The 18,224-nt window shown below is 54.7% G+C and carries 15 protein-coding genes and 1 pseudogene; 7 read left to right on the plus strand and 9 right to left on the minus strand.

What is annotated here, in order from left to right:
* Position 1 precedes the first annotated feature (1 nt).
* Genes V1603_RS14835 through V1603_RS14845 form a run of 3 tightly spaced genes read right to left on the minus strand, consistent with a single transcriptional unit; the run spans position 2 to position 3,014 of the window.
* Positions 2–1,252, minus strand: a complete 1,251-nt coding sequence (locus V1603_RS14835; RefSeq protein ID WP_395312853.1) for an efflux RND transporter periplasmic adaptor subunit — start codon at positions 1,250–1,252, stop codon at positions 2–4.
* Positions 1,253–1,263: 11 nt separating this feature from the next.
* A complete protein-coding gene (gene cusF, locus V1603_RS14840) occupies positions 1,264–1,605 on the minus strand; it encodes a cation efflux system protein CusF (RefSeq protein ID WP_116339849.1) in 342 nt (113 codons plus the stop codon).
* 23 nt (positions 1,606–1,628) lie between these two features.
* On the minus strand, positions 1,629–3,014 hold the full coding sequence (locus V1603_RS14845; RefSeq protein WP_395312854.1) for an efflux transporter outer membrane subunit: 1,386 nt from the start codon (positions 3,012–3,014) through the stop codon (positions 1,629–1,631).
* Positions 3,015–3,177: 163 nt separating this feature from the next.
* Between V1603_RS14845 and V1603_RS14850 the strand changes: the two genes are divergently transcribed.
* Both V1603_RS14850 and V1603_RS14855 read left to right on the plus strand, forming a co-directional pair.
* Positions 3,178–3,861, plus strand: coding sequence for a copper/silver response regulator transcription factor (locus tag V1603_RS14850; RefSeq protein ID WP_116339845.1), 684 nt, complete (start codon positions 3,178–3,180; stop codon positions 3,859–3,861).
* On the plus strand, positions 3,851–5,305 hold the full coding sequence (locus tag V1603_RS14855; RefSeq protein WP_395312855.1) for a Cu(+)/Ag(+) sensor histidine kinase: 1,455 nt from the start codon (positions 3,851–3,853) through the stop codon (positions 5,303–5,305). The genes V1603_RS14850 and V1603_RS14855 overlap by 11 nt, the downstream gene beginning before the upstream one ends.
* A gap of 3 nt (positions 5,306–5,308) precedes the next feature.
* Here V1603_RS14855 and V1603_RS14860 read toward each other — a convergent pair whose 3' ends face one another.
* Positions 5,309–6,214 (minus strand): LysR family transcriptional regulator, encoded by a 906-nt coding sequence (locus V1603_RS14860; RefSeq protein ID WP_395312856.1) that lies wholly within the window; start codon positions 6,212–6,214, stop codon positions 5,309–5,311.
* A 117-nt stretch (positions 6,215–6,331) separates the two neighbouring features.
* Between V1603_RS14860 and V1603_RS14865 the strand changes: the two genes are divergently transcribed.
* From V1603_RS14865 to V1603_RS14875, 3 genes are all read left to right on the plus strand, one after another.
* Positions 6,332–7,741 (plus strand): MFS transporter, encoded by a 1,410-nt coding sequence (locus tag V1603_RS14865; RefSeq protein WP_395312857.1) that lies wholly within the window; start codon positions 6,332–6,334, stop codon positions 7,739–7,741.
* Between the two features lie 69 nt (positions 7,742–7,810).
* On the plus strand, positions 7,811–8,428 hold the full coding sequence (locus V1603_RS14870) for a CatB-related O-acetyltransferase (protein ID WP_395312858.1): 618 nt from the start codon (positions 7,811–7,813) through the stop codon (positions 8,426–8,428).
* Positions 8,429–8,685: 257 nt separating this feature from the next.
* Positions 8,686–10,524, plus strand: a complete 1,839-nt coding sequence (locus V1603_RS14875; RefSeq protein WP_395312859.1) for an inverse autotransporter beta domain-containing protein — start codon at positions 8,686–8,688, stop codon at positions 10,522–10,524.
* A 24-nt stretch (positions 10,525–10,548) separates the two neighbouring features.
* Here V1603_RS14875 and V1603_RS14880 read toward each other — a convergent pair.
* Positions 10,549–12,705 (minus strand): annotated as a pseudogene (locus tag V1603_RS14880) (transporter substrate-binding domain-containing protein); the annotation flags it as partial.
* A 37-nt stretch (positions 12,706–12,742) separates the two neighbouring features.
* The gene (locus V1603_RS14885) at positions 12,743–13,366 is read right to left on the minus strand and encodes a response regulator (protein WP_054829801.1); all 624 of its coding nucleotides are present in this window, start codon (positions 13,364–13,366) and stop codon (positions 12,743–12,745) included.
* A 236-nt stretch (positions 13,367–13,602) separates the two neighbouring features.
* Here V1603_RS14885 and V1603_RS14890 point away from each other — a divergent pair, with 236 nt between their 5' ends.
* Entirely contained in the window at positions 13,603–14,235 is a 633-nt protein-coding gene (locus tag V1603_RS14890) for a hypothetical protein (RefSeq protein WP_395312860.1), read from the plus strand.
* Positions 14,236–14,767: 532 nt separating this feature from the next.
* On the opposite strand, the gene V1603_RS14895 is transcribed toward V1603_RS14890, so the two are convergent.
* Genes V1603_RS14895 through V1603_RS14905 form a run of 3 tightly spaced genes read right to left on the minus strand, consistent with a single transcriptional unit; the run spans position 14,768 to position 17,478 of the window.
* Entirely contained in the window at positions 14,768–15,763 is a 996-nt protein-coding gene (locus tag V1603_RS14895; RefSeq protein WP_395312861.1) for a DUF2891 domain-containing protein, read from the minus strand.
* A 9-nt stretch (positions 15,764–15,772) separates the two neighbouring features.
* Positions 15,773–16,759 carry a DUF979 domain-containing protein gene (locus tag V1603_RS14900; protein ID WP_166711207.1) on the minus strand — a complete coding sequence of 329 codons (987 nt, stop codon included), beginning with the start codon at positions 16,757–16,759 and terminating at the stop codon, positions 15,773–15,775.
* The gene (locus tag V1603_RS14905) at positions 16,756–17,478 is read right to left on the minus strand and encodes a DUF969 domain-containing protein (RefSeq protein WP_116339834.1); all 723 of its coding nucleotides are present in this window, start codon (positions 17,476–17,478) and stop codon (positions 16,756–16,758) included. Before V1603_RS14905 ends, V1603_RS14900 begins: the two co-directional genes overlap by 4 nt.
* A gap of 199 nt (positions 17,479–17,677) precedes the next feature.
* On the opposite strand from V1603_RS14905, the gene V1603_RS14910 reads away from it, so the two are divergent.
* Positions 17,678–18,223, plus strand: a complete 546-nt coding sequence (locus V1603_RS14910; RefSeq protein WP_116339832.1) for a winged helix DNA-binding protein — start codon at positions 17,678–17,680, stop codon at positions 18,221–18,223.
* Position 18,224: the final 1 nt, after the last annotated feature.

Raw genomic sequence — 18,224 nt, forward strand, 5'->3', positions numbered from 1 at the left:
CTTAATGGCCGGAATGCGCGTGGTCCGAGGTTTCAGCCTGACGCATGCGCTCCAGCGCGCCGGTAATATTGGCCTCCGAGTCAATCAGGAACAGACCGCTGACCACGACTGAATCCCCCTCTTCCAGTCCGCTACCAATGCCGGACTGCTGCTGAGATTCATGCAGAACGTGGATCCTTTTCGGGACAAAATTCCCGTCCGCATCTACCGTAATAACGCGCTGTTCTTTGCCGGTATCAATAACGGCCTGGGAGGGGATCAGCAGCATCTCCTGACTTTGGGTATTCAGCTTCAGATAGGCGTTCATGCCCGGCTTCAGCAGCTCGTCCTTGTTAGCGACCTGCAGGCGAACCTGCAGCGTGCGGGTGGTCTGGTCCACGCTCGGCAGAAGACTCCATTTTTCAACCGGGAAGGTTTTATCCGGATAAGCCGGTACCGAAACAGCAAACTGCGAGGTATCTTTCAGCAGATAAGCAATGGATTCAGGCACTGCCGCGCCGATCCAGACCGGATCCATCCCCTGAATTTGCGCCACTACCTTATCTTTGGAAATATTCATGCCGGTACGCAGGTCAAAAGCCGTGATCACTCCGTCGATCGGTGCCTTGATGGTAAAGCGGGTCTGGATCGTTCGGGTGGCACGCAGCCTCTGAATATCCTCATCCGGCATACCCGCCAGGCGAAGACGTTCCAGAACGCCTTTTATTTGCGTCGGCGTTCCGCCGGTGCCGGATAACAGCAGAAACTCGCTCTGCGCCTCTACCCAGTCAGGAATGGTAATATCAATAAGTGGCGTGCCTTTCTTCACCTTATCGCCCGTCGTCAGCGGGTACACTTTCTCCACGAAGCCTTCCGCGCGCGCCTGCACAATGACAAACTGATAGTCGTTATAGCTGACGTTGGCCGGGATGGTCTGGGCATAATTCAGCGTTCCGCGCGTCACCTTTTGCGTTTTTAATCCGAGATTCTGAACCTGTGTTGGGTCAATACGGATACCGACACTGCTTTTATTGTCGTTTTCATCCGCATATTTCGGCACCAGATCCATATCCATAAACGGCGATTTACCGGGCTTATCGAATTTCACGTCGGGCTTCATCGGGTCATACCAGAAAAGCACCTTTCTTTCTGGTGCGCTATTTTCCGTTTTTACAGATGAATGAAAAACCTGCAATGCCGTCACCGATATCAGCCCTCCCGCAATTAGGCTGCTGACTATCATGGCAGCATATTTTATTTTTAATGAGGCCATGCCGTTTCTCGCTATTTAATGCTCTTCAGTAAAGAGATATTGCCCTGCTGAATAAACGAAAAATCAACGTGACTGCCGACTTTTAAGGCATTGATACTCTCGTCAGCCTGAATAAAGGTGAAACGCATGGTCATCGCGGGCCAGCCAATCGCCGGGATAGCGTCATGAGAGATGGTGATTTTTTTATTCGTAAGATCGACCGCTTTCACAACGCCCTTACCGTGGATGATTTGCTCTGATGCCTCATTACTGGCGGCATTCATTTCCCCATGCGAATGAACCTCAGCCTGGAGGCTGGCAGAAAACACAATGGAGACCGCACCGAATACAACGGCTTTAAGTGAATTACGCATTTTTATTTTCCTCTTTAATGAAGTTATTCAACCCAACCGTCGCCGAGCGCGGTGAAGAGATTAATCTCATTCACCTGGCGGGCGTAAATAAGGTCGAGAATGGTTTGCTGCGTGGAGAAAAGAGAACGTTCCGCGTCGAGCACCTCGATATAGCTGACCACACCGCTGGAATATAATCCTCTGGCCCGCTGCAGGGTAATTTGCAGCGAATCAAGATAACGCTGCTGCGCTTCAACTTGCTGATTAATGCTGTCCCGCAGCGCGAGCGCGTCGGCAACCTGTTTGAAGGCGGACTGAATTTTTTGTTCGTAATTCACAACCGACTGCTGCTGGCGAATTTCGGCCAGCTTCAGGTTGGCCTTATTCCTGCCCGCATTAAAAATGGGAATTTCGATTTTAGGAATAAAATTCCACATCCCGCTTCCTGACGTGAACAGGCTGGACAACTCCGTGCTGCCGGTTGAAAGCCCGCTGGTCAGCGAAATGGACGGGAAAAAAGCAGCACGTGCCGCGCCGATATTGGCATCGGCCGCTTTAAGCTGATACTCCGCCTCCATAATATCCGGGCGTTGCAGCAGTATCGCGGAGGAAAGATGGGGAGGCAGTTTTACCGGCGCAACGTCGCTGGTATTCATGCCGCCGTCGCCCGGCAGCGCGCGATACGTGCCGAGGAGCAGCTGCAGGGCATTATTGGCCTGCGCCAGCTCCCCCTCTCTTTTGGCAATCTCTGCCTGCGTGCTTTCGATCTGTCCCCGGGCCTGTTCCAGCGCCAGGACGTTCGTGCTGCCCGTCACCAGCTGCTGCTCAACGAACGCATAGGAGTGCTGGTAATTGGCCAGCGTATCCCGAGCAATACGCAGCTGTTTATACGCCAGCTGCTGGTTGAAATAGCTCTGCGACACGTTAGAGACGAGCAGGATATGCACCGCTCGGCGAGCTTCTTCGCTGGCGAAATAGTTTTGTCGATCGGCCTCGCTCATGTTTTTCAGCTTGCCGAAAAAGTCGAGCTCGTAGCTAAGCGCTAGCCCCGCGTCATACTGTTGTGAAGTGGGTTTGTCACTTTTCAGCCCGCCGCTGTACGTGATGCCCGAGGAGGCATTCAGTTGAGGATAACGATCCGCATCCGTCACGTTGAACTGCGCGCGGGCTTCCTCAACCTTCAGGGCGGCCATTTTTATATCCCGGTTGTTCTTCAGGGCTTCCCTAATCAGCCCGGCGACCTGAGGATCGACAAAAAAGCGTCGCCAGCCGGTGTCCTGGTACCCCGCCGCCGCGGGCGTCAGGCCGTTACGCGAGAGCGAAAACTGCTGGGGTACCGGTGTTTCCGGCCGCTGGTATTCAGGTGCCAGCGAGACGCAGCCTGCCAGAATAAATACCGTACTGATGCTTAGTCGTTTTAACAGGAACATAACGGTTTAAATGAAGTCCAGAGTAGTTTTAGGGTTACTCTACGGAACGCATCCTGTTTGACGGGTGACGGGATAATGACAATGTTGTCATTTTTAGCGTAAGTCATTGTTAACGTTCGCAGGCTCACTAGAATGTCGTCAGCAGCCAGTCAGGGGGAGCACGATGAAAATACTGATCGTCGAAGATGAAATGAAAACCGGTGAGTACCTCAGCAAGGGGCTGACGGAAGCGGGGTTTGTCGTGGACCACGCGGATAACGGCCTGAACGGCTACCACCTCGCCATGACCGCTGAATACGATCTGCTGATTCTGGATATCATGCTGCCCGATGTGAACGGCTGGGATATTGTCCGCATGCTTCGCTCGGCCGGTAAAGGGATGCCCATCCTGTTACTCACGGCTCTCGGAACGATTGAACACCGGGTTAAAGGGCTTGAGCTGGGCGCGGATGATTATCTCATTAAGCCGTTCGCCTTCGCTGAGCTGCTCGCCAGGGTAAGGACGCTGTTAAGACGCGGGAATACGGTGATCGCGGAAAGCCAGCTTCAGGCGGCTGACCTGACGGTTGACCTCGTATCGCGAAAGGTCAGCCGGGCGGGCAATCGCATCCTGCTCACCAGCAAAGAGTTCAGCCTGCTGGAGTTTTTCCTGCGTCATCAGGGAGAGGTGCTTCCCCGCTCCCTGATTGCCTCCCAGGTGTGGGACATGAACTTTGACAGCGACACGAACGCAATTGACGTGGCAGTAAAGCGGCTGCGCGCAAAGATCGATAACGATTTTGAACCGAAGCTGATCCAGACGGTGCGCGGCGTGGGTTATATGCTGGAGGTACCGGATGCACGTTAAGCTTCCCAGGCGCCCTTTTTCTCTTGCCTTGCGGCTGACCTTTTTTATCAGCCTCTCCACCATACTGGCCTTTTTCGCATTTACGTGGTTTATGCTCCATTCCGTTGAAAAGCATTTCGCCGAGCAGGACATCAGCGACTTACAGCAGATCAGCAGCGCGATGCATCGCATCCTCCAGTCTCCGGCCGATCCCGACCAAAAGAAAATCAGCAAGCTCAAAGAGTCGGTCGCCAGCTACCGCAACGTGGCCGTCCTGCTTCTGGATCCGCAGGGCAATACCCTCTTCAGCTCGGCGCAAGGGGCGGCACTGCGCCCGGCGATGAATACGGCGAACTTTAGCGCACACCGTCGTGCACAGGATGTGTTTCTCTGGACGGTTGAAGACCCTGCCGCCCCCCTGCACGCCGGGTCCGACATGAAGATGCAAACCTACCGGATTATCGCCTCTTCAGGCACGGCGACGCTGCAGGGCAAAACCCAGAACTACGTCATGCTGATCGGGCTCTCGATAAATTTTCATCTCCACTACCTTGAGGCGCTGAAGAAGAATCTTTTTGCCATAGCCGCAGCGATCAGCCTGCTGATTGTGCTGGTTATTCGTATCGCGGTGCGCCAGGGACACTTGCCCCTGCGTAACGTCAGCACCGCCATTAAAAATATCACCTCCGAAAATCTGGATGTGCGGCTGGAGCCGTCCCGCGTGCCCGTTGAGCTGGAACAGCTGGTGATCTCCTTCAACCATATGATTGGGAAAATTGAAGATGTCTTTACCCGGCAGGCGAATTTTTCCGCCGATATCGCCCACGAAATCAGAACCCCCATCACCAACCTGGTGACGCAAACGGAAATTGCGTTGAGCCAGAACCGCTCTCAGAAAGAGCTGGAAGATGTCCTCTACTCCAGCCTGGAAGAGTACAACCGGATGACCCGCATGGTCAGCGATATGCTTTTTCTGGCGCAGGCGGATAATAACCAGCTGATCCCAGACCGGGTGATGTTTGATTTAAGCGCCGAGGTCATGAAAGTGTTCGATTTCTTCGAAGCCTGGGCGGAAGAACGCCACATCTCACTGAAATTTAACGGGATGCCCTGCCTGATAGAAGGCGATCCGCAGATGTTCAGAAGAGCAATCAATAATCTGCTCTCCAACGCCCTGCGCTATACGCCGGAAGGGAAAACGATAACGGTCTCCATCAGAAAACGGGATAACGACGTTGAACTGGTGACAGAAAACCCCGGCACGCCGATCCCGCAGGCGCATCTGCCAAAGCTGTTTGACCGTTTTTATCGCGTCGATCCGTCCAGACAGCGCAAAGGTGAAGGCAGCGGAATTGGGCTTGCCATCGTGAAGTCCATCGTCACGGCGCACCACGGCAAAGTCCGCGTGGAATCGGATGCGGTGTCGAGGCGCTTCATCCTCACCGTGCCCGGAAAAGTGTTCTGAGCGTCAGCAAACAGCGCGGCATACCTCAAGGACCTTTTCCCTGAGCCAGCGATGCGCCGGGTCCCGCTCCATGCGAGGATGCCACATCTGTAACACCGTAATGGTGCGGGTCTTAAAGGGCAGTTCAAAGACGTGCACGCGCTCGGTCATCGCCTGATTGAGCAGGTACAGCGCCGGCACCATGGCAATAAGATCGGAGGCCAGCGCCACGGATAACGCCGTCGGGAATCCAGGCACCACACTGGCGATCTTTCGTTTCATCCCCCGTTCCGCCAGCGCATCGTCAACAGACCCGTGTAATGCCCCATCAGGCGACGCCACCACATGGCCCCACGCGACATAATCGTCAAGGCTGACATCAGGCTGTGACGACAGCGGATGCCCCTTGCGCACCGCGCCAACAAACCGATCCTGAAAAAGCCGCTGCAGGCGTATTTCTGGCCCCATATTGTTCTGCACGCCGATCTCCAGGTCGACAAGCCCCTCCCGCAAATAGCGCGACGTTTTCTCTGGTTTGGGAGCGAAGCGGATGCACACTCCGGGCGCAACGCTCGCCACGGCGGCTATGAGCAGTGGCCCAAACGCCACCACAAAACCGTCGTTGGCCCGGATGGTGAACAGCCGCTCGAGACTTTCCACCTTCAGCGTGTCGGTGGAGGGCTGCAGCACCGCCCTCACCTCATGCACGGCGCTTCGGGCGCGGTCCCGCGTGGCTTCAGCCCAGGGGGTCAGCACCATATGGCGCCCGGCCCTCACCAGAATAGCATCGCCGGTCACCTCCCGCAGCCTGCTCAGGGTACGGCTCATGGCGGAGGTGCTCAGATTTAAGCGCCTCGCCGCGCCCGCCACGCTGGCCTCGGCCAGCAGAACGTCGAGCGCAACCAGAAGGTTAAAGTCAGGATCGGACACGATGGCTCCTCAGATAAGGCGTTATATGCAACGATAAAGTGCAAACGCTGCGTCTTCCGCCCTGTATACCCCATGATTATAGTTTCGTCATCACTATTCTTATCCGGAGTAACGACGATGACGCTATTTTCAAACCTGCCCGGCGATGAAGGATTACCCGGTCATGAACGCGCCAGGGTGATGGCCGCCGTCATGACCACCACGCTGATGGGCGTCTTTGACGGCACCATGATCAACATCGCGCTGCCCTCCATGGCAAAGGCAATGCAGGTGCCCGCGAACGTTGCGGTGTGGTTTGCCAACGGCTATCTGCTGTCAGCGGCCATGACGCTGGCCATCTTCGCGGCGCTGGCGGCGCGGGTGGGCTATCGCCCGGTGTTTCTTGCCGGGCTTGCCACCTTTACGCTCACCTCGCTCGGCTGCGCGCTGGCAACAACGCCAGAAATGCTGATCGGGATGCGCATTCTGCAGGGCATCGGCGGGGCGGCCACCCTGAGTATCGCCCCGGCGATCCTGCGATCCGTATTTCCGGGTCGACTGCTTGGCCGCATTCTGGGGCTGCACGCCCTGCTTATCGCCTCCAGCACGGCGATTGCCCCTGTCCTGGGCGGAACCATACTGGACATGCTGAGCTGGCAGTGGCTGTTCGCCATTAACATTATTCCGGGCAGCGTTGCCCTGCTGCTGGCGTGGCGGGCGTTACCGCGCCAGCCGGACGTTGATCGGTCCCCCTTCGATGCGCCGGGCGCCGCGCTCTCCGCCGTGCTGTTAGGTTCTGCAATCATGCTGGCCGACAGCCTTCAGCACATAACGCAAGGTATCAACCCGGCGGCCACAGGCTGGGGGTTCCTCACGCTGGCCAGCGCCCTCGCCTTTATCTGGCGTATTCGGCGCGCGCAAAGTCCCATACTGCCGCCCGTTATTTTCAAAAATGGGCGCTTTACGCTCGCAGCCCTGACCTCGCTGGCCTCGTTTGTCAGCCAGGGCATTACCTTTGTCGCGCTGCCGTTCCTGTTTCAGAGCGTGTATGGCTACAGCCCGGTGGTTTCGGCGCTGCTGTTCACCCCGTGGCCGGTTGGCATCGTGCTTATCGCGCCGCACGCGGGGCGCTGGGCGGATACCCTTTCCGCGCCGCTGATCTCGACTGTCGGGCTGATGATTTTTGTCGGTGGGCTGGTTCTGCTGGCGACGTTGCCGGACAGCCCTTCCGTATGGAATATCTGCCTGCGCAGTCTGGTGTGCGGGATTGGGTTTGGCTGCTTCCAGAGCCCCAATAACCGGGAAATGCTCGCTAACGTGGCGCGGGAATATGCCAGCTATGCCTCCGGCGTGTTGTCGATTGTGAGGACATTTGGCCAGTGTCTTGGTGCCGCCGCGGTGGGCGTGCTGCTTGCGACGACCGAATCAGACCATGACCGGGCCGTGCATTTTGCGCTGTGGATCGCCGTCATCGCCTCGATGGGGTCGGTGTTGTTTAGCGCGAGTCGGCTGCGTAAAACGCGCGAGTTGTCGGGTAAACCTGTGTAAACTTTATTGATAGAAACAAGGTTCATATATTATGACGTCTCGCAATATTATTAATAAAGGATTTAAAGCATGACCGACAAACACTGGTCAAGAATGGAATATCTCCATGAGACCGTAACCAATCCTAATATTCATATCAAAGGCTCGCACAGCTATTACAGCGACTGCTGGGACAACGGGTTCGAACGTTCCGTGGTACGCTATTTGCTCGGGGACGACGTCAGCCGGAATTGGGAACCTCTCGGCCGGTTAGATAAATTATTTATCGGTAATTTCGTCTGCATTGGCGCCGAGAGCGTTATTCTGATGGGCGGAAACAGCACTCATCGCATGGACTGGATCAGCCTTTATCCCTTTATGGAATCGATAAAGGATGCCTACATTTCACGCGGCGATACAACGCTGGGCGATGGCTGCTGGCTCGGCATGCGCTCGATGATTATGCCCGGTGTTACCATTGGCGAAGGCGCGGTAGTTGCTGCAGGCGCGGTCGTGACCAAAGATGTGCCGCCCTACGCGGTGGTGGGCGGAAATCCGGCCAACATGATTAAATACCGTTTTTCTGAAGACGATATTGCCCGACTGCTCGCGTTAAAAATATACGATCTGCCTGAAGAAAAACTGCTCGCTATTCAGCCAATATTATCCTCGGGAAATATCACCGCGCTGGAAACAATTTTACGATAACTATATGCCGTCGCACATATTTCCGTACAACGGCATCTCCTCTGTAGTCTACGTCCTACACGCCGTGTTGACTTGTCTGATTCTTTATAAGGTGTGAAACCGGTTTAATAAACTCAGGCCGAATAAGGTGGAAAAGTTTCACCGTAATAATCCACCCCAACTGCCATTAAACCCTTTCAAACAGATCCGATAAGGCTCGTGCAAAACCATTTGGTTTTGCCGCGCCCGGTTCTGTTCACTTTATAAGAGACTTTCTTATGAAATCATCAAATGCGCCTAATATCTCGCGCCCGAAAGTTATCGTTGGCTGGCTGACGATAATCACTCAGGCTGCACTCCCTCTGAGTTTTGCTTATACGCCTCTGGTTCAGGCTGCGGCGAAAGAAGATGAAACCAAATGGTATCAGTCAGGCAAAAACACCCCGTCGATCTTCGAAGACAATGCGAGTTCTCTTGCCGCAGCCGGCTCGGCGCTGTCGCAGCGCGATTCTGGAGGAGCAGCAGAAGGTCTTGCGCGCTCTGCCGCCACCGGCGCGCTGAATAATAGCGTTGATGAGTGGCTGAGCCAGTTTGGGACCGCCCGCGTACAGCTTAATCTCGACGATAAATTTAAAACTAACGGTAGTGAAGCTGATCTGCTGGTTCCTTTATACGACAACAAATCCACCATTTTCTTCACGCAGCTGGGTTTTCGCCACCAGGACGATCGTAATACCGGTAACCTCGGTTTAGGCGCTCGCCACTTTGCGGGCGACTGGATGCTTGGCGTCAACACCTTCTATGACAATGACTTCACCGGCGACAACCGGCGACTCGGCCTGGGTGCAGAAGCGTGGCGTGATTATCTCAAGCTGTCGTCGAACGGCTATTTTCGTCTGAGCGACTGGCATCAGTCCCGCGATTTCGCCGATTACGATGAACGCCCGGCGAACGGTTACGATCTTCGGGCTGAAGGTTGGTTACCGGCATATCCGCAGCTGGGCGCAAAGCTGATGTACGAGCAATACCAGGGTGATGAAGTTGCCCTGTTTGGCAAAGATAACCGTCAGAAAGATCCGTGGGCCTTTACCGGCGGCATTACCTATACCCCTGTTCCGCTATTTACCCTTGGTGCCCAGCACCGCGCGGGTAAAGACGGGCAAAATGATTCCCAGCTCTCTCTGCAGCTCAACTACCGTCTGGGCGAGTCCTGGAATAAACAGCTCGATCCGGATCTGGTCGGAGCCTCCCGCACGCTGGCCGGTACCCGCTACGATCTCGTTGAGCGTAACAACAACATCGTGCTTGACTACCGCAAACAGGAGACCGTGACGCTGAAGCTGCCGGAGAAAACGGTGGGCAAAAGCCGTGGAACCGTCGCTCTGACCTTCTCTGTGAAGACCAAAAATACGCTACAGCGCATCGACTGGGATGCCCCAGCCCTGCTAGCTGCAGGCGGCAGTATTATTCAATCAGGTGACAATCGCCTGAACGTCACCCTGCCTGCTTATCAGACATCGGGAAGTAATACGTATCGGATTGCCGGTGTGGCTTACGACACCAAAGGCAACAGCGGTAGCGCCACGGCAGATATCCAGGTTGATGTGGGTGACGTGAGCGTCGGCTCCTCTTCGATGACGGCGTCCCCGACCACGCTGCCGGCCGACGGTAAGAGTACCTCTACGATTAATGTCAACATTGTGGATGCCGACGGCAACCCGGTACCGGGTATGGCAAAGTCGCTGTCAGCTTCCGTGAAGGAAGCGCAGGCCGTTGTCACCTACGCGGCAAATTTATCTGCGAAAGAGGCGACCCTCTCTGCGGTTGAAGAGACTTCTCCGGGCGTGTATCAGGCTATTGTTACAGCCGGAACGCGCGCGGGTACCGTCACCGTGTCCTCATCCTTCAATGACACCGCCTTGCCGGAGATTACTATCTCCCAGCAGGCAGATAATACTACCGGACGCATCACGTCTGATGCCATCATCGTGACCACCGATAACAGCGTGGCCAACAACAGCGCAATCAATACCGTGACGGCCACCATCACGGATGCGGCAGGTAACAAGCTGGCGAATGTCCCTGTCACTCGCTTCGTTCTCCGGCTGACGCTTTGACTCAAGCTCAAGTAATCCCAGGATGGCGCTGATAGGGGTACGGATCTCGTGGCTCATCGTCGCCAGGAAGGCGCTCTTAGCCTTGTTAGCCTCTTCCGCATGGTCTTTTTCTACCGACAGCGCATTCAGAAGCTGTTTATGATCGGTAATATCCTGCCAGCCGCAAATCAGGCCAGCAATTTTGCCTTTTGAATCTGTGAACGGCGTTGACCAGTGGGCGATGACGCGCGCACCCGCACCATTATTTATGCTGAACTCTTGCGTTTGCCCGTGTGGAAGGATCGCTTCATTGTGCACTAACACGTCAGCTAAATAGTCGCGCAGCCCGGCCAGAGGATGGCGCTGATCGAACAACGAATAGCTAAGATTCTCAGCCGGGAGATGACTGAAATAGTGTGCGTAGGCTTCATTGCCAGTCGTGACCATCATCTGCCGGTTAAGTACATAAACCGGCGTAGGAGATCCGTTGATCAAGGTATCACGGAAAGCCAGCTGGGCTTGAAGTTCCTCCTGCGCCAGCTGACGACGTTTAATCTCTTTGGTGCGGGTAAATACCCAGAGAAGGATCAGCAAGATTGTGGTGCCCGCCCCTCCGAGTACCCAGTAAAACTCCTTGTTATAGAGCCGCCAGGTGTTAACCGAGAAGTCCGGGGCGTTTTGCCATTTATGCACTATCAGCGAAATTTCCTGGGGCTGAATATCCGCCAGCGCTTTATTCAGGATAGCCTGCAGCTCAGGTTCATCGCGACGTACGGCAAAGCCCAATTGGTCCGGCTTTTCACTCAGCTGCGCGACGATCTTCAGCTTATCCCGAAAATATCGCTCGATCATGAAGCTGGCACCCAGCTGGTTATGCAGGGCGCCATCCGCTTTCCCCGAGTTAACCAGCTCCAGAGCGGTTCCGCAGTTTTCGGTATAGATCCACCTGATGCCCGGCCATTCTTTCGAGAGCTGTTGAACCAGGGTCTGGGTCCTGTCTCCGACCACCGCAAGCGTCATTGCGTTATTCAGCGCAACAGGGGCGCGCGGCTGGTTTTTTACGACCAGCACGCCGGGCGTGTAGATCCACGGACGGCTGAAAAGCGCCATATCCTCGCGTGAAGAATCAAAGATGGCCGTGCCGACCATGTCTCCTTCATTATTTTCCAGCCGGTCGTACACCTCCAGCGCAGAGTTAACCCTGACAGGCTCGAAGCGGATCCCGGTGCGAAGATGAATAAGACGCAGGAGATCGGCGCTTATGCCATGAAACGCGCCGCTATCGTCCAGCATGCTGAAAGGGGTGTAAAACGAGTTAACCAGCACCCTTACCGTCGGGTGATGTGTAATCCAGCGTTTTTCCTGCTCCGTCAAATCAAGCGGTTTCTGAAAGCGCCAGATGTCAGGCCGTTGCACCCACTGGCGAGAAATGTTCTTTTGCAGCGTCTCAGGTATGGCGCTCAGAACAGTATTGATAGATTCGAGAAGCTCTTTGTCATCGCTGCGTAAAATAAAGCGGTTACCGGCCCCTTCCGCATCGAAAACATCCGTTGTCGTCAGGGCGTTGCCGTAGTTGCGTTCAATAAGGAAGCTCGTGGTAGTGATGTTGCCGAAGAAGAAATCGCACTGACCATGAACCACGCAGGCCAGGCCACTTTCATTAGAAGGAAAGCGAATGATACTGGCCGCAGGAAAGCGCTCCGAAACCTGCCGATCGCTGAGATAACCTTCTGTTACGGCAAGCTTCATGGCCATATCTGGTTTGACGGTATGTGACGCAGTGCTCTCATTGGTCACCAGTACCGGGAGGTTTGCCATAAAGCTTCTGCTCTCGGCGAGCCCGTCCTGATTTACAGGTTGCCCACCGCCATCATCAACCAGGGTATCGACTTCCTTACGCTTCAGGGCTTCAATGGCCTTTTCCCGTGACGGGTAACGGAATACGCGCACGTGAAGGCCAAGATTGCTGGTAATGAGCCGGATATAGTCAGCATAGATGCCTTCGTAGAGCCCGGAATCAGGAACGATATCAAACGGAGGATTATCCGGTGCCCATGTAGCGACTTTTAATTCGCGTTTCAGCCCTAACCAGCGCCAGTCGCTGTCATCCAGGTTAAAGCTGAGCGACACGGGCCGCTCGCGGCTGAAAATCTTTAGCTGTTGTACTGAGGGTTCACCTGCATAATCAACCGTCGCGATCATCCAGAGGGGAAGAAACAGTAACGCTCGGGACAGAAATTTATTCAAGATTGTTACGCCGTGCGAATTCAAAAATATCCAGTTGAGTTTTACAACCGAGTTTGTCCATCAGGCGGCTTTTGTAAGTGCTGACGGTTTTGTTGCTGATCTTCATTTTGGCGGCAATTTTCATATTTTCCAGCCCCTTAATAATATGCTGGAAAACCTGAAACTCCTGGGGCGACAGCATCCCCAGCCTTTCCCGATCGTCTATCGCCTGTTGGCTTTGCGGGGATTCGAAACGTTTCAGAGGGAAATAGCCATAGCCATTTTGCGCCGCACGGATGGCGGTGATGATCTCGGGTAAGTTATTTTTTTTGCTGATGAAGCCATCCGCGCCGCTCAGGGCACTTCGGGGTGAATAGAATTCAGGATTTTTGCCGGAAATCACAATAATGATCCCTGGATAGCTATTCGCACGTAACGTTCTGACGACTTCGATACCATCCAGCGTGGCGATATCAATGTCGATCACCAGAATGTCCGGATGATGCTCGTCGATCAGCGAAAGCGCTTCCGCGCCATCGCCTGATTCAGCCACAACGCTATGCCCTTCCTTTTCGACCAGAAACTGAATAGCCATTCGGGCTATTGGGTGATCGTCAACAATCATGACTTTTGCCATATTAATACCCGAGATAAATTTAGCGCCTTTGTATTTTAGCTGAGTTTATATTTATTAAACACCCTCTCAACTATAGGGATAATAATCTCCAAGATTGTAGTCCTTGTCCTACACCGCCATGATGACCATTCCGATTTTATGCCGCAGACAAGCCACGTATATTTATCTGTGTTTTGAAAAATAAAGCTACGTCAGTTTTTCCATATTAAATGCAGAAATAGGTGAGGCGATTTCGTATGGTCAATCATCCCGACAATGGTTCTCATGCTATGCATGAAAAAGAAAAGCGAATTATCATCGTCGTCCGTTGTGTGTTTACGTTACAGGGTCTGAATGCTTTATGTCATTCTGCCCACTGGCGGGTACAGGCGATAACACCTGAGGCATTTGATGCGTATACCGTGCTGAACGATCAAAGACCTGATCTACTCATTATTGAATCGGAGTGTTTTGATGAAAAACGTTCGCAGGCGTTGACCGTCATGAACGTACTGCCACATAAAACGATCGTATTGACGAACAGTTACTCCGGTGGACTCTGCAAAGTCCCTTCTGCGGGCGGAACGACAATCATGGTTGATAAGTCGGGGTCCGTGATGGCCCTAAAATGGCTGCTTCAACGAATCGCAAATGAGAGGATCAGCGTGCAGCCTGGGCCCTGTCGCGTTCGTCATCACCGGGCCAGAATGGCGGAACGTGAAGTCCTCAGTTCTCTGCTCAACGGTGACAGTCCCGACGCGGTGGCTGAACGAATGGGTATCACCTATTCGGCCGTGAGCCGCTATAAAATGGCCGCCCTGCGCCGTGTCGGCGTCAGAACGCTCAATGAAATTGTTATCGGAAACTATAAGGGATTGCTGACAGCTTAAGGCTGTCAGCGCGTGATTCTTCCCTGAAGAAACGTTCAGGCAAGACGATTGCGTTACTCTTTTATCGTCGCAACGATCTTTTGCTGTTTGCGGTCGACTTTTGACAGGCTGAGATCTTTATTCAGCACCCAGAGATAGTTACCGCCCTTCGTGAAAACAAGTGCTTGTCTTGGCTCATTAAACCCATTAATCAAAAGTTTTTTACGGCGACAGGCGTGGATACTTTTTCATTTGCCAAAACGGGGGCGCTTAGCGTGGAAACGAAAAGAGTTCCGGACATATATCTAATCAATGCAAGCGGAATTTTATTCATCGTAAGACTCCATAATAAAAAACAATCAATAATATAAAAGGTATTATCTGTCTATTGAGTCTGTAGAGTACTTACCTGTCCTTTTAAACTAAAGATATAACGGCGTGAATATTCCGAAAGCGTGTAAATTAAAATAAGGGAATCTTTTGGCACTTTACAATAATGCAAAGATACCGTGCATCAGCAAAAAATAACCGACACACGGTAAGTGCCGTTCGTTTACTCCAGCGCCAGCAGCGCGAAGCTCGCCAGCCAGTGCCCGCCGCTGTAGTGGCTGCCGACCACATGCTCTACGCTTGCCGTCAGATGTTTCGCCACGGCATCACGCAGCGCCTGCTGCGCCGGATGGTTTGCGGGAAGCGCTTTGGCAATATGCTTCATACACCACGCGCGGCTGAGGTTTAATCCGTCGAGATGGGCGATTTTCGGGTCGGTACGGTCGCTCACTTCCGCTGGGTTCATCAGCGCCGCAACGGAGCCGACATCCGGCAGAAACGCGTCAAACCAGGCCGGGAAGTCTTCTAACACCTTGCTCATCAGCAGCGCTTCCGTCAGCGCCCCGGAAATGTACTCATCACCACCGGGTTCATAATGAGCAGGATAGCGCGTGTCGGCGAGATAAAACCGCTCCGCCGCCGTGACAATCGCCTGCTCAAGCGCGCTGTCCTCCACGCCTCGCGCGTAATCGAGCGCCAGCGCGAGGGCAAACGCCGTGTTGTAATGCGTCCCGACGCGTATTGGATAGGTGAGCTTGCTGAGGTAATCCACCAGCCTGTGGCGAATATCCTGCGTTAGCGGCTCAAGCGTTTGATACCAGCCTGCGGCCTGCGGCAGCGACGACTGTTTCAGCTCCTGGGCCAGCGCCAGCAGCCAGCCGTAGCCGTACGGGCGCTCAAACGAGGCGCGGAACGGCGCGGTGAAATAGGCCAGCTCTTTCGCCACGTTCTTTTCCGTCAGGTGCTCGTCGAAAAGCGCGACGATCGCGTCCCGGCTCGGCAGCTCCGGATAAAGGCGCACGCAGCGCAGCAGCAGCCAGTAGCCGTGCACCGCCGAGTGCCAGTCGAAACAGCCGTAGAAAATCGGGTGCAGCTCGCGCGGCGGCAGAACGTCACCATCATCATTCAGCAGGTGCATGATGTGGTTCGGGTATTCCTGGCGCAAATAGGTTAAAGGCATGCGGGCAAACGCGTCAGCCTGATGTTGCGTCAATTCCATAACAGCTCCTTAGCGAAACACGAGGAAATACATGAGGAACACGTTCACCACCAGCAGGGTTAACGCGGTCGGGATCTGGATCTTGATCACCTGATATTTGTCTTTCAGCTCCAGCAAGGCGGCGGGAACAATATTGAAGTTCGCGGCCATCGGCGTCATCAGCGTGCCACAGTAGCCCGCGTACATGCCAATCGCCAGCAGCGGCGCCGGGTTGCCGTGATGCACGTTGATCAGGAACGGTAAGGCGATACCGGCACTTAATACCGGGAAAGCGGCAAAGGCGTTACCCATGATCATGGTAAACAGCGCCATCCCCACGCAATAAATCACCACCAGCATGAAGCGACTGTCCGGGTTCACGAACAGGCTGACCACCTTCTGCACCGAATCCCCGGTATTGGCCGCGACGAACACGCCGCCGAGCATCGCCAGCATCTGCGGCAGGATCACCGCCCAGCCGATAGTGTCGACAAGACGACGAGACTGGCGAATAGCATGCAGCGGTGTCCCCTTGGTCAGCCACCAGCCGGTGAGGATCGCCGCGACGCAGGCCACGCACAGCGCCGCCAGGGTGAGCTGTTTCTGGTCGAGCAGGAACACGCCGCCAACCGACACCCCTTTCAGGAACAGCGTCCCGATAACCGTTACCACCGGGATCATCAGCGCGGGCAGGAACAGCCAGTTTTTAAGGCGCTTTGACGAGGCAACGCGCTCCTCCTCGGAGGCCATTTTGTAGTGCCCTTTCCCGACCAGGCCAAAACCCGCCAGCAGCGCGATAGCGATGACGCACCCGCCAACGATCCGGTACGCCAGCGATTTCCCCAGCTCCTGCACCATCAGGTCACCGAACAGGAAGATCCCGCCGAATAAAAACCAGAACAGCGCGGTGGTAAAACGCTTCGGATTGGCGCGATCGCGCAGGGTCATCACGACCAGCAGCATCACGACGAAGCCGATCAGGTAATACACGCGGTTAATGGTGATAAGCGTCATCATTGCGCCACCTCCTGGTTACCCTGCTCTGCACGCCAGGCCATGACGTCGCGACGGATGCTGGCGTCCAGGCGCAGCAGGCGCGTCATATGAATAATCAATGCCGCAATGGCGGTTGGGATAGCCCACAGGCCGATATGCAGCGGTTCGATGCCCTGAATACCGTTCTCTTTCAGGAACGCGTCGATCAGCAGCACCGCACCAAAGGCGATAAAGATGTCTTCTCCAAAGAAGACCGCAATGTTGTCGCATGCCGCGGCATGGGCCTTGATTTTGTCGCGAATGTGCTGCGGCAGCTCGCCGTATTCGTTCAGGGCGGCCCCTTCAGCCATCGGCGCCAGCAGCGGACGCACCGTCTGGGCATGGCCGCCCAGCGACATCAGCCCCAGCGCGGCGGTGCCTTCACGTGCCACGAAGTAGAGCATCAGGATACGCGCCGAGGTGGCGCTGGCGATCTTCGCGACCCAGGCCTGGGCGCGCTCTTTAAGCCCGTAGTATTCCAGCAGACCAATCACCGGCAGGATCAGGATGAAGGTCGCCAGCGATCGGCTGTTGACGAACTTCTCGCCGAAGGTCTCCAGCAGCATCCCGAAATCCATCCCGACCAGCAGGCCCGTCGCCAGCCCCGCCACCACGACTACCAGCAGCGGGTTGAAGCGCAGTGCAAAACCAATAACCACGATCGGTATCCCGATCAGCGGCAACAGCGTAGTACCGTCCATAACGTTTACCCTATCGAAAGTGAGCGTTGCGCGCCGACGGCTATTTTTTTAATTTGCGGCGAGCGATGTTGTGTTTTACGTCAGGCTTCACAAAACCTGCGCTAAAAAGCTATATCTGAACCTCAAAAACATGTAAACAAATTATCAATAAAATGTTCTTATTTTATCGACGAGTTTACATTTCTGGCTAAGGAACGTTATGACCTCGAAAAAGAGTGCTTCACCCGATCGCGACGATATCAACGATGGCCGGATCGTCTCTTCCCGCCATCTGGTTTCCGAGCGCTGCGCAGAACTGTCAGAGCTGGAGTACGCGCTGATCATGACCGGCAACGCGTTCAACAAATGGATGGTGCGCTGCATGACCGCAGCCGGCGAACCGGATATGGGCGCCTTTGACGTTTCGCTGCTGCATCACGTGAACCACCGCGACCGCAAGAAAAAGCTGGCCGACATCTGTTTCGTGCTTAACGTGGAAGATACCCACGTGGTGACATATGCCCTGAAGAAGCTGGTCAAAGCGGGCTACGTGACGAGTGAGAAAGCGGGTAAAGAGCTCTTTTTCTCCACCACGGAGGAAGGGAAAGCGTTGTGCATGAAGTATCGGGACGTGCGGGAAGCGTGTCTAATTGCCATCCACGCAGAGAGCGGCATTTCCGGGAAAGCGATCGGCGAAACCGCGCAGCTGTTACGCGCGATCTCCTCACTGTATGACACCGCCGCCCGCGCGGCGGCATCGCTCTGAA

Origin of the sequence: Enterobacter sp. ECC-219, assembly GCF_043966805.1 — a bacterium.
GTDB classification, from domain to species: Bacteria; Pseudomonadota; Gammaproteobacteria; order Enterobacterales; family Enterobacteriaceae; genus Enterobacter; species Enterobacter cloacae_N.